Annotated in this window: 12 protein-coding genes; 6 read left to right on the forward strand and 6 right to left on the reverse strand. The window is 74.4% G+C overall.

Annotation, left to right across the window (positions count from 1 at the left end):
* Positions 1–143: 143 nt before the first annotated feature.
* Together LIX60_RS17665 and groL are read left to right on the forward strand one after the other, a co-directional pair.
* Positions 144–347, forward strand: a complete 204-nt coding sequence (locus LIX60_RS17665; RefSeq protein ID WP_003986833.1) for a cold-shock protein — start codon at positions 144–146, stop codon at positions 345–347.
* 362 nt (positions 348–709) lie between these two features.
* Entirely contained in the window at positions 710–2,332 is a 1,623-nt protein-coding gene (groL, locus tag LIX60_RS17670) for a chaperonin GroEL (protein ID WP_227959305.1), read from the forward strand.
* Positions 2,333–2,494: 162 nt separating this feature from the next.
* Here groL and murQ read toward each other — a convergent pair whose 3' ends face one another.
* Together murQ and LIX60_RS17680 are read right to left on the reverse strand one after the other, a co-directional pair.
* The gene (gene murQ, locus LIX60_RS17675; protein WP_227959306.1) at positions 2,495–3,478 is read right to left on the reverse strand and encodes an N-acetylmuramic acid 6-phosphate etherase; all 984 of its coding nucleotides are present in this window, start codon (positions 3,476–3,478) and stop codon (positions 2,495–2,497) included.
* A gap of 186 nt (positions 3,479–3,664) precedes the next feature.
* Positions 3,665–4,675 (reverse strand): MurR/RpiR family transcriptional regulator, encoded by a 1,011-nt coding sequence (locus LIX60_RS17680; protein WP_227959307.1) that lies wholly within the window; start codon positions 4,673–4,675, stop codon positions 3,665–3,667.
* Between the two features lie 326 nt (positions 4,676–5,001).
* Here LIX60_RS17680 and LIX60_RS17685 point away from each other — a divergent pair, with 326 nt between their 5' ends.
* Both LIX60_RS17685 and LIX60_RS17690 read left to right on the forward strand, forming a co-directional pair.
* Positions 5,002–5,364 (forward strand): hypothetical protein, encoded by a 363-nt coding sequence (locus LIX60_RS17685; protein ID WP_227959308.1) that lies wholly within the window; start codon positions 5,002–5,004, stop codon positions 5,362–5,364.
* Positions 5,365–5,665: 301 nt separating this feature from the next.
* On the forward strand, positions 5,666–5,971 hold the full coding sequence (locus LIX60_RS17690) for a DUF4031 domain-containing protein (RefSeq protein ID WP_227959309.1): 306 nt from the start codon (positions 5,666–5,668) through the stop codon (positions 5,969–5,971).
* A 221-nt stretch (positions 5,972–6,192) separates the two neighbouring features.
* Here the strand turns inward: LIX60_RS17690 and LIX60_RS17695 are convergent, their stop codons facing one another.
* The 3 genes from LIX60_RS17695 to LIX60_RS17705 form a co-directional block, all read right to left on the reverse strand.
* Positions 6,193–7,398 carry a Cmx/CmrA family chloramphenicol efflux MFS transporter gene (locus LIX60_RS17695; protein ID WP_227959310.1) on the reverse strand — a complete coding sequence of 402 codons (1,206 nt, stop codon included), beginning with the start codon at positions 7,396–7,398 and terminating at the stop codon, positions 6,193–6,195.
* A gap of 473 nt (positions 7,399–7,871) precedes the next feature.
* Positions 7,872–8,510 carry a hypothetical protein gene (locus LIX60_RS17700; protein ID WP_227959311.1) on the reverse strand — a complete coding sequence of 213 codons (639 nt, stop codon included), beginning with the start codon at positions 8,508–8,510 and terminating at the stop codon, positions 7,872–7,874.
* 125 nt (positions 8,511–8,635) lie between these two features.
* Positions 8,636–10,774, reverse strand: coding sequence for an ATP-binding domain-containing protein (locus LIX60_RS17705; protein ID WP_227962812.1), 2,139 nt, complete (start codon positions 10,772–10,774; stop codon positions 8,636–8,638).
* Between the two features lie 682 nt (positions 10,775–11,456).
* Here LIX60_RS17705 and LIX60_RS17710 point away from each other — a divergent pair.
* Together LIX60_RS17710 and LIX60_RS17715 are read left to right on the forward strand one after the other, a co-directional pair.
* Entirely contained in the window at positions 11,457–11,768 is a 312-nt protein-coding gene (locus LIX60_RS17710) for a hypothetical protein (RefSeq protein ID WP_227962989.1), read from the forward strand.
* Between the two features lie 220 nt (positions 11,769–11,988).
* Complete coding sequence (locus tag LIX60_RS17715) at positions 11,989–13,266, forward strand: glycosyltransferase 87 family protein (RefSeq protein WP_308102070.1); 1,278 nt, start codon at positions 11,989–11,991, stop codon at positions 13,264–13,266.
* On the opposite strand, the gene LIX60_RS17720 is transcribed toward LIX60_RS17715, so the two are convergent.
* Positions 13,218–14,888, reverse strand: a complete 1,671-nt coding sequence (locus LIX60_RS17720) for a DNA repair helicase XPB (protein WP_043462934.1) — start codon at positions 14,886–14,888, stop codon at positions 13,218–13,220. The two genes, LIX60_RS17715 and LIX60_RS17720, sit on opposite strands and share 49 nt — an antisense overlap.
* Positions 14,889–15,223: the final 335 nt, after the last annotated feature.

Genomic DNA, 15,223 nt, shown 5'->3' on the forward strand with positions numbered 1-15,223 from the left:
ATTCGGCCGCGGTCGACGCGTTCCGGCGCACACTTCCCGGTGGTCCCCCCATGCCGACGGCCAAGGGACCGCTGGGTCGTGAGGTCTGACCCGGGTCCGCGGAGTGCGGTCCTGCGCAAGGGCCAGTAATAGGGGAGTTAGGAATGGCTCAGGGCACCGTCAAGTGGTTCAACGCGGAGAAGGGATACGGCTTCATCGCGGTCGACGGTGGTGCGGACGTCTTCGTGCACTACAGCGCGATCCAGATGGACGGCTACCGCACCCTCGAAGAAGGCCAGCGGGTGGAGTTCGAGATCTCGCAGGGCCAGAAGGGGCCGCAGGCGGACATGGTCCGCGTCGCCGGCTGAGCGCCGACCGGCCACACCTCGGAAGGGCCCGCATCCCCGGCGCAGGGGGTGCGGGCCCTTCGTCGTGCCCGCGCCCGTCCCCGTCCCGGCCCGTGCCCGTCCCCGTCCGCGCCATGAGGGCCGTACGCGCCCGGAGGCTCCGGTGGGCGCTTGCACTCGAAGGGGGAGAGTGCTAATCATTGGCGTTAGCACTCTCCCCCGGAGAGTGACAGAAGGACCGGGTCGGTGAGGCCCGCAGGCCAAGCGGGGCAAGGAACCGCGAGGCCGGCAGGCCGTCCGTCGCGGGCGCCAGCGCGGTCCGGAGAAATCCTCCCCCAGCCGCAGGCCGGGGGGACCCCGAAGTCCTGGGAGGACCACTTCACATGGCCAAGACCATCGCGTTCGACGAGGAGGCGCGGCGCGGCCTCGAGCGCGGAATGAACCAGCTCGCCGACGCCGTCAAGGTCACTCTCGGCCCCAAGGGCCGGAACGTCGTCCTCGAGAAGAAGTGGGGCGCGCCCACGATCACCAACGATGGTGTCTCCATCGCCAAGGAGATCGAGCTCGAGGACCCGTACGAGAAGATCGGCGCCGAGCTGGTCAAGGAAGTCGCGAAGAAGACCGACGACGTCGCCGGTGACGGCACGACGACCGCGACCGTCCTGGCCCAGGCGCTGGTCCGCGAGGGCCTCCGCAACGTAGCCGCGGGCGCCAACCCGATGGCTCTCAAGCGCGGTATCGAGAAGGCCGTCGAGGCCGTCTCCGCCGCCCTGCTGGAGCAGGCGAAGGACGTCGAGACCAAGGAGCAGATCGCCTCCACGGCCTCCATCTCCGCCGGCGACCCCCAGATCGGCGAGCTCATCGCCGAGGCCATGGACAAGGTCGGCAAGGAAGGCGTCATCACCGTCGAGGAGTCGCAGACCTTCGGGCTGGAGCTCGAGCTCACCGAGGGCATGCGCTTCGACAAGGGCTACATCTCCGCCTACTTCGCCACCGACATGGAGCGGATGGAGGCGTCGCTCGACGACCCGTACATCCTGATCGTCAACTCCAAGGTCAGCGCGGTCAAGGACCTCCTCCCGCTGCTGGAGAAGGTCATGCAGTCCGGCAAGCCGCTGCTGATCATCGCCGAGGACGTCGAGGGCGAGGCGCTCTCGACCCTGGTCGTCAACAAGATCCGCGGCACCTTCAAGTCCGTCGCGGTCAAGGCGCCCGGCTTCGGTGACCGCCGCAAGGCCATGCTCGGCGACATCGCCATCCTCACCGGTGGCACCGTCATCTCCGAGGAGGTCGGCCTCAAGCTGGAGAACGCCGGTCTGGAGCTGCTGGGCCGCGCCCGCAAGATCGTCATCACCAAGGACGAGACGACGATCGTCGACGGCGCCGGCGACAGCGAGCAGGTCCAGGGCCGCGTCAACCAGATCCGGGCCGAGATCGAGAACTCCGACTCGGACTACGACCGCGAGAAGCTCCAGGAGCGCCTGGCGAAGCTGGCCGGCGGCGTGGCCGTCATCAAGGCCGGTGCCGCCACCGAGGTCGAGCTGAAGGAGCGCAAGCACCGCATCGAGGACGCGGTGCGCAACGCCAAGGCCGCCGTCGAGGAGGGCATCGTCGCCGGTGGTGGCGTGGCCCTGCTGCAGACCGTCTCCGTCTTCGAGAAGCTGGACCTCTCGGGTGACGAGGCCACCGGTGCGCAGGCCGTCAAGCTCGCGCTGGAGGCCCCGCTCAAGCAGATCGCGGTCAACGCCGGTCTCGAGGGCGGCGTCGTGGTCGAGAAGGTGCGGAACCTGACTCCGGGTCACGGCCTCAACGCCGCGACCGGCGAGTACACCGACCTGATGGCCGAGGGCGTCATCGACCCGGCGAAGGTCACGCGCTCCGCGCTGCAGAACGCCGCGTCGATCGCCGCGCTGTTCCTCACCACCGAGGCCGTCATCGCCGACAAGCCGGAGAAGGCCGCCGCGGCCGCTCCGGGTGGTATGCCCGGCGGTGACATGGACTTCTGATCGGCCCCGGCCGGTCACGTCGATCCTCTGTACCGGAGGGCGGCACTCCTCGCGGGGTGCCGCCCTTCGGCGTTCCCCGGCCCGCGTCGCGGGCCGCCCGGCTGCCGGAGCCGGACCGCCGGGTTGCTGGGTTGCCGGGCTGTTGGGCTGTCGGGTGGCGGCTCAGCGTTCCGCGGCCGCCTCCAGGGCGGTGCGGAGACGCCCGTCCGCCCCGTCCAGCAGACGGGCCGCCGTGGGGGCGTCCACGCCGCCGAGCAGCACCAGAACGGCGTTCTTCACCTCACCGCCCGTGGCGGCCAGCGCGGCCTCGATCTCCTCCTCCCCGGCGCCGGTGGCGAGCGCCACGATCCGCCGGGAACGGGCGCGCAGCTTCTCGTTCGAGGCCCGGACGTCGACCATCAGATTCCCGTAGGTCTTGCCCAGCCGGATCATGGTGATCGTCGACAGCATGTTGAGGACCAGCTTCTGCGCGGTGCCGGCCTTGAGCCGGGTCGAACCGGTCAGCAGCTCCGGGCCGGTGACCACCTCGATGCCGTGCTCGGCGGCCGCCGCCAGGGCCGAGCCCGGGTTGCAGGACAGCCCGACGGTCAGCGCGCCCCGGGAGCGGGCGTGCTCGACGGCGCCGACGGCGTACGGGGTGCGGCCGGAGGCGGAGACGCCGACCACCGTGTCCTCCGGGACGAGGGCGAGGGCGTCGAGGTCCGCGGCCGCCTGCCCCCCGTCGTCCTCGGCGCCCTCGACGGAGTGCACCACGGCGGACGGGCCGCCCGCGATCAGCCCGACGACCTGACCGGGCGGGGTGTTGAACGTCGGCGGGCACTCACTGGCGTCCAGCACACCGAGACGCCCGGCGGTGCCCGCACCCGCGTAGACCAGCCGGCCGCCCCGGGCCATCCGCGCGGCGATCGCGTCGACGGCCGCGGCGATCCGCGGCAGCTGCGCGGCCACGGCGGCGGGAACGCCGGCGTCCTCGCGGTTCATGATGTCGGCGATCTCCCGCGTGGACAGCCGATCGATCCCGGCCAGTTCGCCGCGGAACGCCTCGGTGGCGAGGGTGTCGAGCTGGGCGCGGAGGTCTTCGGAGGGACGGTCGGGCGCGGGGACGGGCTCGGGTGCGGGGGAGGACTGTGCGGGGGTGGGGGGCATGGCTGCCGCTCTCTCGGGGAGGACGATGCGGTGAGTGCGGCCGGTTGCGCGCGGCCGGTGTGCGGGGCCGGTGTGCGGTCCGGTACGGCGGACGTGGCGGATGCGGCGGGCCGGATGGGCGCGGCGGGTGCGGTGAGGGTTGTGCGAGTGCCGCGGGGGTCCGGTGAGCCCGGGCCGGGCCGCCGGTCAGCCGCGGGGGTTGTGGCGGTGGGCCAGGGCCTCGTACGAGGCGGCGAGGGCGGGCGCCGCGGTGTCATGGGTCCGCTGCGCCACCCCTATGAACAGGCAGTCCACGACCAGCAGTTGGCTGGTGCGGCTGGACATCGCCGCCGGCCGCAGCTCGCTCTCCCGGGCCGGGGAGGTCGTCAGTACGTGGTCGGCGTACTGGGTGATCTCGCCGTCCGGGCGGCCGGTGACGGCGACGGTCGTCGCGCCGCGGTCGAAGGCGGTGCGGAGCGGTTCGATCACGTCGACCGTGCGGCCGGAGTGGCTGACGGCGACGGCGGCGTCCCCGGCGCGCAGCTGGACCGCGCCCGTCATGGCGAGGTGCGGATCGGCGTGCGCGTGCGCCGACAGGCCGATGCGCAGCAGCTTCTGGGCCAGGTCCTGGGCGACGAGGTTGGACGCCCCGATGCCGTAGACATCGATCCGGCGGGCGCCGGCCAGCGCGGTGACGGCCGCGTCGAGCTGCGTGGCGTCGAGGCCGGCCGCGGTGTCGGCGAGGCACTGCTGCTCCTCGCGGGCCAGTTTGGCGATGACGTCCGGCAGCGGATCGTCCACCGCGATGTCGGCCGTCACGGCCGGGGCGGCACCGGACTCCTGCTGAGCGGCGAGGCCCGCGAGGGCCAGCCGGAGATCGCGGTAGCCGGGGTAGCCGAGGGTGCGGGCCGTGCGGACGACCGTGGCCTCGCTCGTGCCGGTGCGCTCGGCCAGGCCGGTGACGGTGAGCGCGGCGCAGCCGGCCGGGTCCCCGGCGACGGCCTCCGCCACCCGCTGCATGGAACGGGTCATCGTCGGCCCGAGCATTCTGACCTTCGCGGCGAGGGCCGCCGGGGCGGGCGGGAGCGCCGTGGCCGCTGCGGCCGCTGCGGCCGCTGTGGCTGCCGGTGCGCGGGCCGGGCGGCGGCCGGGGTGGTGTGGGGTGGACCCGGAGCGGGGTTCCGGGGCGCTGAAAGTTTCCTTCACGCTGTTGCTCACTCCTGAAAGGTATTTTCAGTGCTTCCGGGCCGTCAACCCCGGGCGGGGGCGGGGGTGCCCGCCGGCACGGGGTGCGCCGGGGTGTGGCCCGCGGAGTTTTTTCCCCGCGCTGCGCGCGGTGTGCGGGTGCCGTTCCGGCGCGGGCCCCCGGGGCGGTGCGGAGTTCTTTTCCCGCGCTGCGCGCGGGTTGCCGCCCTCCCACCCGCCCATTGCTGCATACCTGTTCTGCGGGTGGGGCGCGCGGCCCCGAAGCGGCGGCTGTGGTGTGGCCGGGCGGTGTGGGCCGTTGCGGTGCGTGCGTGGCCGGAGGCGGGAGAATGGTGGGCATGGACCTCGAACACGCACTGCACGCCGCTCGGGCCCTGGTGATCGCCGACCTGGCATCCGCCGAGGTCGCCGACGCCGATGTCGTCTCCCTGGTCGAGGACTCGGTGACGCACCGGCGCTGGTGGGTGGAACAGTGGCCGGAGGGCGCCGGGTTCGTCATCGGACTGGTGGCCCAGGACGTCCAGGACGCGCTGCTGGAGCGGTACGGACGGTGGCCGCTCTGCCCCGTCTGTATGGAGAGCGGCGACCCGCACGCCCTCGACGTCGAGCCGGAGCTCGGCACGGACCCGCACTGGGTCTGCCCCAAGACGGCGGTCTCGGTGGCCGCGGTCGGCAAGCTCGGCACGGTGCTGGGGAGATGAGACCGGTGCCGACGGAGCAGGCGGGGCGCGCGGCGGCGGACCGCATGGCGATACGGGGCGTGGTGGCGGTGGCGGCCGGGCCGGTGGTACGGAGCGCGGCGGCGCAGGTGAGGGCTCGGTGCGCGGAGCCGCCGGCGACGCAGGACGTGGCTCGGGCGGCGGTGTCGGCAGGGTCGGCGGAGCGGCCCGCGGTACAGGGCGTGGCGCGGGCGGCGGCACAAGGTGTGGCGCGTCCGGTGGCACGGGGGATGACGGCGGCACGCGGGATGACGGCGGCACGGGGCGCGGCCCGGGTGGCCGGGTGACCGTCTACATCGATCCGCCGGTGTGGCCGGGGCACGGGCGGATGTGGTCGCACCTGGTGAGCGACGTCTCGTACGAGGAACTGCACGCCTTCGCCGAGCGGCTGGGTTCACCGCGCCGGGCCTTCGACCGCGACCACTACGACGTTCCGAGCGAGCGCTACCCGGCGGCGGTGGCGCTCGGGGCCGTGGAGGTCGGCTCGAAGGAGCTGGTGCGGCGGCTCACGGCCGCCGGGCTGCGCCGTCCCAAGGGGCGCCCCGCCCCGGTTCCGCCCCGTGCCCCCAGAGCCTTCCCGGGGCCCTGAGGTTCGGCGTCCCGCCCTCCGGATCACCGTGCCGCCCGGGGCCTCTCACACGCCCCGGGCCGTCGCCCTCCTCCGGCCGTCGGGCGGTCGTGCCCCCTGGGCCGTCACGTCGTCACGCCGTCCGGCCGGTCACGCCGTCCGGTCCGTCCGGTCCGCCCGCCCACGCCGTCCGGCCGGTCGCGCCGTCCGGTCCGTCCGGTCCGCCCGCCCACGCCGTCCGGTCAGCCCGTGGGCCGTACCTGTTCCGGGGTCCGGCTGGAGCCGGCGATCACCGCGCTCGGCCCCCGGCGTCGCGCACGGGCCGACAGGGCGATCGCCGGGATCGCCAGCAGCGTCAGTGCCGCCCCCGCCCACGCCGTCGAGGTGAAGCCGAAGCCCGCGTCGATGACCGCTCCGCCGAGCCAGGGGCCGCCCGTGTTGCCGAGGTTGAAGGCGGCCGTGACGGTGGCACCGGCCAGCGTCGGCGCCGCCCCCGCCACGTCGAACATCCGGGCGTTGAGGGCGGGAGCCGTGTAGAAGGCCGAGATGCCCAGCAGGAAGGAGAGCGTCACCACGGCGAACGGAACGCTCGCCGTGAGCGCCACGGCGACCAGCAGCACCAGCGACGCCACCGCGCCGCTGAGCAGCACCCCGAAGAGGTGGGCGTCCGCGAACCGGCCGCCCAGCGCCGTCCCCAGCAGGGCACCGAAGCCGAACAGCATGAGCACCGTGGGCACCCAGCCGTCCTCGAGGCCGGCGACATCCGTGAGCAGCGGCGCCAGATAGCTGAAGAAGCAGAAGACGCCGCCGCCGACGAGCGCGGTGGTGACGACCGCCAGCCACACCTGTCCGTCGCGGTAGACACGCAGCTCCTTGCGGAGCCTCGGCAGCTCGGCCGGGCGCGGGATGCGGGGGATCAGCGCGACGATCCCGGCGAGGGCCACCGCCGAGGCCGCGCCGACCGCCCAGAACGCCGAGCGCCAGCCGAAGTGTTCGCCGAGGAACGCCCCGGCCGGTACGCCGAGGACATTGGCGATGCTCAGCCCGCCGAGCATGACGGCCATGGCTCGGGCCCGCACCGTCACCGGGACCGTGGCGACGGCCACCGCCGCGCCCAGCGCCCAGAAGCCCGCACACGCGAGGGCGCTCACGACCCGGGACGCGAACAGCCATCCGTACGAGGGGGCCAGCGCCCCCGCGACCTGCCCCAGACCGAAGACGGTGATCAGGGCGATGAGTGTGGCGCGGCGCGGGAGCCGGAGCGTCGCCATGGCGAGCAGCGGGGCGCCGACGACCATGCCGAACGCGAACGCCGAGATCAGCAGCCCGGCCCTCGGAATGCTGACGTCCATGTCCTCCGCGATCGGCGGCAGCAGCCCCGTGAGCATGAACTCGGACGTTCCCAGGGCGAAGACCGACAGACCCAGGACGTACACGGCGAGGGGCATGCGGGAGCGATCGGTTGGCATGACTCGGAGCAACAACGGTCGCGGTCATGCCATTCCCCGGCAGCGGGTGTCGTACGTCTCCCCGGCGGGCTGTCCCCGGCCCGTGAGCAGGGGCTTCCCCGGGCCTCTCCGCTCCGTACGGCATCCCGCCTATGGCCTCCGGCCGCGGACCGGGGCCGGGGAACCGGGACCGACGGCACGGGAGCGGGACGCCGACCGGGAGGCCGACCGGCGGGCCCGGTTACGGCCCGGCCGGCCGTCGCCGAGTGAACACGAACCCGGATGTCCGCGGGGCGAAGACCGGCAGGTCCAGGACGCACACGGCGAGGGGCATGGGGGCACAAGGGCGCGGGGGCACGAGGAGCGGGAGATGCCCGGAACCGGAGAGGAGCCGCCCGATCGGACGGAAGGCCCACCCCGCCCCGGCCGTCACCCCGTCCCGTCCGTCGCCCCAGCCCGTCAACCCCGCCCCGTCACCCCGTGAGCAGGCTCAGCTCCGTGGCCATGTTGTGCCGGGCGGTCGGCTCCCACCGCTCGCCGCCGGGGGTGCGGAACAGCCGCTCCAGCCCGAGCAGCGACCGCAGCACCTCGGCGCGCCCCTCGCGGAACTCCTCGTCCGGCACGAACGCGTACTCCTCGCGGACGGCCGCCGCATAGGCCGCGTACTCCTCGGGCGGGCCCGCCAGGACGGCCAGGTCGGCGTCGCACAGCACCTCGCCGTTGGTGTCGCCGGGCGCCGGATCGTGGGTGACGGTGAGGCGGACGAGCCGGGCCGTCTCCGCCGTACGGTCCGGGGAGACACCCGCCTCGGGCAGGGCGAGTTCGGCTAGCCGGGCGCTGCGCTCCTCGTTCTCCGAGCGGTCCGGGCGGTAGACGGCGTCGTGGAACCAGGCGGCCAGCCGCACCGCGTCCGGGTCCGGGCAGTGGCCGGCCAGCTCGTCGATCCGGTCGAGGACGGCCGCCAGATGGCCGGTGGTGTGGTAATGCCGCTGCGGCTCGGCCCAGCGGGCGAGCAGGTTCTCGCCGTACGGACGCGGGTCCGGGAACGGGCCGGGGCCCTCCTGGCAGCGGCGAAGCAGTCCGGTCCAGCGGTCGAGAAGAGGGACGGGCATGGGCCCATTGTGCGATACGGCGACCGGCGCCGCCGGGCGTATGGGCGAGCCCGGCCGCGACCGGGGATGCGCGCCCGGCCGCGACCCGCGGTGCCGGACCGGCCCACACCGGGCGCGCCCCGCCGTCATCCCAACTCGACCGGCAGATCCTCCGCGTGGAGCACCGTCAGGCCCGACACCGCCCGGGTGAGGGCCACGTACAGCCGGCGCAGCCCGGTGCGCCGGTCGGGCTCGGCGGCGACGACCGCGGCCGGCTCGTCCAGCACCACGTAGTCGTACTCCAGGCCCTTGGCGAGCGAGGCCGGGACGAGCGTGAGCCGGGCGTCCGCCGTCGTCTCCTCGCCCGGGGACAGATACGGCAGCCCGGCCGCCGCCAGGGCCCCGGCCAGCGCCGGGACGCGCGCGTCGGCCGCGATCAGGCCCACGGAGCCCTCGTGCTCCAGCGCCTCGCGGCACGCCTCCGCGACGGCCGCGCCGAAGCCGGGCCGGGGGCCGGAAACCCCGGAGCCGTCACCGTCCCCGTCCCCGTCTCCGGCTTCGCCCGCGCCCCCGGCCCCTCTCCCGGCACCGCCTCCGGCTCCACTTCCGCCCCCGCCCCCGGCCGCGTCCACCCGGCGGATCTCCAGGGCGCCCGCCGCCTCCCGCACCGAGGTGGCCTCCTTCAGCCCGGGCGCGATGGCGGGCAGCAGCCGCGAGGCGTACGCGATGACGTCGCGCGGCACCCGGAAGCCCTCCGTCAGCTCCTCGATCCGCCCGTCCGGCTTGCCGAGATGGGACAGGGCCTCGGACCAGGCGGCGGTGGACCACGGGGTGGTGCCCTGGGCGAGGTCGCCGAGGATCGTCGCGGAGCCGGTGGTGCAGCGGCGGCCCACCGCCCGGTACTGCATGGGGGAGAGGTCCTGCGCCTCGTCCAGGACGACATGGCCGAGGGAGGGGGTGCGTTCGACGAGGTCCCGCACCTCGTCGATCAGCACGGCGTCGGCCGCCGACCACGCCGCCGACCGCACGCTCCGCGGCGGCTTCGGCCGGAGCAGCAGCGCCTGCTCCCCGGCGCTCAGCACGCCCTCGGCCTGCTCGGCGAGGAACGCCGCGTCGGAGAGCAGCCGCAGGACCAGCTTCGCCGGATCGACCGGCGGCCAGATCGCCTTGACCGCCGCCTTCACCGCCCGGTCGCGGGCCACCGCGTTCTGCGTCCGGTCGTCCGGTGCCTCGCCCGCGGCCTCCATCCGCACCAGCACGGCATGCGCGATCCGCTGCGGCAGGGCCTCGCGGGCGGCGCCGTAGCGGATGCCCCGGCCGAGCAACTCGTCCACGATCCGCCGGAGTTCCTCGGCGGGCAGCCGCCAGCGCCGGGAGCCGCGGACGACGACCAGCCCCTCCCCGGGCGGCCGCACCCCGGAGCGGACGGCTCGGCGCAGCACCTCCGCCATCCGGGCGTCGCCCTTGAGCCGGGCCGCCTCGGGGGTGTCCGTACCGGTGACCGGGACGTGTGCCACCAGGTCGTCGACGGTGGCCTGCGCGACCTCCAGCTCACCGAGAGCCGGCAGCACCTGCTCGATGTAGTGGAGGAAGGAGCGGTTCGGGCCGATGACGAGCGTCCCGGCGCGGGAGAGCCGCTCCCGGTGGGCGTAGAGGAGATACGCGACCCGGTGCAGGCCGACGGCCGTCTTGCCGGTGCCGGGCGCGCCCTGCACACAGAGGGTGCCGCCCAGACCGGCGCGGACGATCTCGTCCTGTTCGGGCTGGATCGTCGCCACGATGTCGCGCATCGGGCCGACGCGCGGCCGTTCGATCTCCGTCTGGAGCAGCCGGCTGACGGTCTCGGCGGCGGCGGGATCGGAGAGCCGTTCGTCCTCGTAGGCGGTCAGTTCCCCGCCGGTGTAGCCGAAGCGGCGGCGGAGCGCGACATCCATCGGCTCCTTGGGGGAGGCCCGGTAGAAGGGCTGCGAGACGGGGGCCCGCCAGTCGACGACCATGGGATCCCCGTCGGCGTCGTGCACATGGCGGCGGCCGATGTAGTAGCGCGCCGCGCCGCCGGCCGCCGCCGTCTCTCCGGCTTGTCCCGCGCCTTCCGCGTCTTCCGCGTCCCCCGTCCGCTCCCCCTCGGGTGGGTGGAGGTAGTCCAGCCGGCCGAAGAAGAGCGGGGTGCCGGCGTGGTCGGCGAGGGCCTTGATCCGGCCGTCGATCTGGGACCGGAGGACGGCGGCGTTGACCCAGTTCGCGGTGACGTCGGTGATGTCGAGGGCCTCGGCGTCCGCGCGCATGGCGCGCAGCGCGGCCCGGGAGGCGGCGAGGTGGGCCTGTTCGCGGCGGAGCGGGCCGGCGGGGTCTCCCGGACCTTCCGGCTCTCCCGCTCCGCGGGGCGTCCCGCGTCCCCCGGGCGCCGCGGTGTCCGGGAGACCCGCGGAGGCGGCCGGAGCCGGGGGGCTCCCGGGTTCCGCGGGGTCGTCGAGATCGGCCGAGGACGGATGCGCGGGCACGGCGAAGCCTCCGGAGTGACGTGACACGGCGTGACGTGCCACAGGGTGTGACGGACCATGGCGTGCAGCGCGCGGTGCTGCGGGTGCGCGCTGCGGGTGAACGAAGGTGGAGAACCGGCCGGTTTCCGTCCGGGCGGCGGCTCTCCCGGCGCGGCGGAACCGGTCCGGCGGGACGCTGCGGCGACGCGCTGCGGGAGGCGGGCAGACGGGCGATTGTAGCCAGCGGCGGCCGGACCGGCGAACGCTTTTCCCGTACGGTCCCCGCCTCGTTCCGCCCCGCCCCCGCCGGGCCCCGGGGCCGTCCGCGGTCTCCGCCGTCCCGTCCCCTACGGGACGGTCTCCTCCCAGGTCATCCGCCGGGTGGGTGCCCGGCGGGGCGGCTCGGTCCGGCGGAGTACCCGGGCCTCCGCACGGTTACATCCCTGGACCGATGTGCGGCAACCGGATGAATCGCATCATGGAGCACATGAGCACCATGACGACACCGCCCATCCCGCCGCCCAGGCGGCCGTCGCCCGGGGCCGGCGCCTCCGGCGCGGAGCCCGGTCACCGCCGGCATGTCCTGGGTGACGCCCTGCACGCGATCCGGGTCTTCGCGGGGGCGGCGCTCAGCGTCGTCGTCCTCGGCGACACCGGCGACAAGGACGAGGAGGACGACAGGGACGCCAAGGACGACCGCGCTGCCGCCCGGGAGCCCGGCCGCGCTGCCGCCCGGGAGCCCGGCCGCGCTGCCGCCCGGGAGCCCGGTCACGGCCCGGACCGGTCGCCCGGCCGGTAACCCCGCAGGGCCCCGGCCGCAGGCGCGGCCCGTCCGGAGAAGAAACCGAACACAGGAACGGACACGCCGGAAACAGCGCTGCCGCCCGCTGACCCGTTCGAGTAGGGTTACCGCCGTTTGGTACTGACGGGACGGCGGACCGGAGGACGAACAGGTGGCTGCTGCTGCGACCGGCTCCGGCAGACGGCGCCTCACCCGGCCGACGGCCGCCGCGCTGCTGCTGCTCCTGCTCTCCCTCACCGCTTTCGCGGCGCTCTGCCTGCTCCGGCCGACGCCCATGGCCGACCTTCTCGTCTACCGCGCCGAGGGCCGCGCCGTCCTCGACGGCACCGACCTCTACGGGTTCCGGGTCACCGAGTGGAACCTGCCCGCCACCTACCCGCCGTTCGCGGCGATGCTGTTCGTCCCCACCGCGCTGCTGCCCCTGCTGCCGCTGAAGGCCGCCTTCGCCGCGACGAATGTGCTGCTGCTGGCCCTGCTCGTCCATCTCTCGCTGAGGCTGGCGGCCCCCGCCGCCGGGACCCGGCTGGCCACCTGGCCGCGCGGAGCCCTCGTCATCGGTGCGACCGCGCTCGGGCTGTGGCTCGAACCCGTCTTCCAGACGATGCTCTTCGGGCAGATCAACCTCGCCCTGGCCTGCCTGGTGCTGTGGGATCTGACCCGGCCCGACGGCGCCCGGGGCAAGGGCCTCGCCATCGGCGTCGCGGCCGGGATCAAGCTCACGCCCGCGATCTTCGCCGTCTACCTGCTGCTGACCGGCCGGGTGCGTGCCGCGCTGTGGTCCTTCGCGGGCTTCGCGGGCACGGTGCTCGCCGGGGTCGCCGTCCTGCCCGGGGCCAGCCTCGAGTTCTGGACCCGGCGGATGCTCGAGACCCGCCGCGTCGGCAGGGTGTGGATCGTCGACAACCAGTCCCTTCAGGGCCTGTTCGCGCGGCTGCTGCACACCACCGACCCCGGCACCGTCTGGCGGGTGGCCGCTCTGGTGACGGCCGTCGCCGGGCTGCTGCTCGCCCGGCACGCGGTGCGGGCGCACGGTCACGAGGCGTGGGGCGTGCTCTGCACGGCGCTGACCGCGGTGCTGGTGTCCCCCATCAGCTGGTCGCACCACTGGGTGTGGTGCGTGCCGCTGCTCGTGCTGCTCGCCGTCGAGGCCGGGGCGCGGCCGCGGCCGGTGCTCGCCGTCGCCGCCCTGGTCCTCTTCTCCGCCCGCAGCCACTGGCTGGTGCCGCACGACGGAGTCCTCGACCTGCGGCTGCCCTGGTGGCTCCAGGCGGCCGGCTCCCCGTATCCGGTGCTGGGCCTCGGCCTGCTGCTGTTCGCCGCCTGGCGGCTGCGCGGCACCCCGCAGGGGCCGCCGCCCGGGGCCGCCGGGGAGCCCGCGGGCACCGGGACGGCCGGCACCGCAGGCACGCCCGGCACCGCACGGGCGCCGGGCCTGCCCGGGCCGCGTCAGACCTCGTCGCCCGCCGCCAGCTCGGACGCGTCGACGATGCGGTAGGAGTAGCCCTGCTCGGCCAGGAAGCGCTGGCGGTGCGCCGCGAAGTCCTGGTCGATGGTGTCGCGGGCGACGACCGAGTAGAACCGCGCCTCGTGGCCGTCCGCCTTGGGCCGCAGCACCCGGCCCAGCCGCTGTGCCTCCTCCTGGCGGGAGCCGAAGGTGCCGGAGACCTGGATGGCGACGGTCGCCTCGGGCAGGTCGATCGAGAAGTTCGCGACCTTGGAGACGACGAGGACGGACAGCTCGCCCTGCCGGAAGGCGTCGAACAGCTTCTCGCGCTGCGCGTTGCTCGTCTCGCCCTTGATGACGGGGGCGTCCAGATGCTCGCCGAGTTCGTCGAGCTGGTCGATGTACTGGCCGATGACCAGCGTCTGCTGCCCCGCGTGCTTGCGCACCAGCTCCTCGATCACCCGCTGCTTGGTGACCGTCGTGGCGCAGTAACGGTACTTCTCCTCCGGCTCGGCGGTGGCGTACGCCAGCCGCTCCGCGTCCGTCAGATCGACCCGCACCTCCACGCAGTCCGCCGGCGCGATGTAGCCCTGCGCCTCGATCTCCTTCCACGGCGCGTCGAACCGCTTCGGGCCGATCAGCGAGAAGACGTCCGACTCCCGGCCGTCCTCGCGCACCAGGGTTGCCGTCAGCCCGAGCCGGCGGCGCGCCTGGAGGTCCGCGGTGAACTTGAAGACCGGCGCGGGCAGCAGATGCACCTCGTCGTAGAGGATCAGGCCCCAGTCGCGCGAGTCGAACAGCTCCAGATGCGGGTAGACGCCCTTCCGGCGCGTCGTCAGCACCTGGTACGTGGCGATGGTGACCGGCCGGATCTCCTTGCGGGTGCCGCTGTACTCGCCGATCTCGTCCTCGGTGAGCGAGGTGCGCTTCACCAACTCGTGCTTCCACTGCCGGGCCGAGACGGTGTTGGTGACGAGGATCAGCGTCGTCGACTTGGCCGTGGCCATCGCCCCCGCCCCGACGAGCGTCTTGCCCGCGCCGCACGGCAGGACGACGACACCGGAGCCGCCGTGCCAGAAGTTCTCCACGGCCTGCCGCTGGTACGGGCGGAGCTGCCAGCCGTTCTCCTCCAGCTCCATCGGGTGCGCCTCGCCGTCGACGTATCCGGCGAGGTCCTCGGCGGGCCAGCCCAGCTTGAGCAGCGTCTGCTTGATCTGCCCGCGCTCGGACGGATGCACCGCCACGGTGTCCGGGTCGATCCGGGCACCCACCAGCGGCTGGATCCGCTTCGACCGCAGGATCTCCTCCAGGACGGGGCGGTCGGAGGACTCCAGGACCAGCCCGTGCACCGGGTGCTTCAGCAGCCGCAGCCGCCCGTAGCGGGCCATCGTCTCGGCGACGTCGACCAGGAGGGCGTGCGGCACGGGGTAACGGGAGTACTCGACCAGCGCGTCGACGACCTGCTCGGCGTCGTGCCCGGCGGCGCGCGCGTTCCACAGGCCGAGCGGGGTCAGCCGGTAGGTGTGGATGTGCTCGGGGGCGCGTTCCAGCTCGGCGAAGGGCGCGATGGCGCGGCGGCACGCGTCCGCCTGCTCGTGGTCCACTTCGAGCAGGAGCGTTTTGTCGCTCTGGACGATCAGGCAGGACACGCGTACCTCCGCGGTTCGAATCATCAGTCGGCGTGACGGACGGCACGGACGGCAACTCTGCCGCCGCTCGGCCGTGCCCCCCGGGCGTGCCGGAGAAGGAGGACCGGCCGGTGCGCCGGGGACGCGCGCCGCTCTCCATGGTCGCCCATCGCGCCGGCCGGACGGGACGGTTCCTGCCGGCCGGCGTGACCGGACGCCTCGCCGCCTGCCGGGCCGGCCGCCTGCCGGGCGCCCGGCCCGGCACCTGTGCGAACGCCCGTCCGGGCCGTGCCGAGCGACTGTCCGGGCGCCTGCCGGGCGCCGCCACACCGGGTGCGAACGCCGTACGGGCGGCCACGTCCCTGGGGGTTCCGGGCGCG

It is taken from the genome of Streptomyces sp. S07_1.15 (assembly GCF_020739505.1).
Classification (GTDB): domain Bacteria; phylum Actinomycetota; class Actinomycetes; order Streptomycetales; family Streptomycetaceae; genus Streptomyces; species Streptomyces xinghaiensis.

Coding starts and splice junctions, on each gene's coding strand:
- LIX60_RS17665 (WP_003986833.1), top strand. CDS start 144: ATGGCTCAGGGCACCGTCAAGTGGTTCAACGCGGAGAAGGGATACGGC.
- groL (WP_227959305.1), top strand. CDS start 710: ATGGCCAAGACCATCGCGTTCGACGAGGAGGCGCGGCGCGGCCTCGAG.
- murQ (WP_227959306.1), bottom strand. CDS start 3,478: ATGCCCCCCACCCCCGCACAGTCCTCCCCCGCACCCGAGCCCGTCCCC.
- LIX60_RS17685 (WP_227959308.1), top strand. CDS start 5,002: ATGGACCTCGAACACGCACTGCACGCCGCTCGGGCCCTGGTGATCGCC.
- LIX60_RS17695 (WP_227959310.1), bottom strand. CDS start 7,398: ATGCCCCTCGCCGTGTACGTCCTGGGTCTGTCGGTCTTCGCCCTGGGA.
- LIX60_RS17700 (WP_227959311.1), bottom strand. CDS start 8,510: ATGCCCGTCCCTCTTCTCGACCGCTGGACCGGACTGCTTCGCCGCTGC.
- LIX60_RS17705 (WP_227962812.1), bottom strand. CDS start 10,774: ATGCGCGCGGACGCCGAGGCCCTCGACATCACCGACGTCACCGCGAAC.
- LIX60_RS17710 (WP_227962989.1), top strand. CDS start 11,457: ATGAGCACCATGACGACACCGCCCATCCCGCCGCCCAGGCGGCCGTCG.
- LIX60_RS17720 (WP_043462934.1), bottom strand. CDS start 14,888: ATGATTCGAACCGCGGAGGTACGCGTGTCCTGCCTGATCGTCCAGAGC.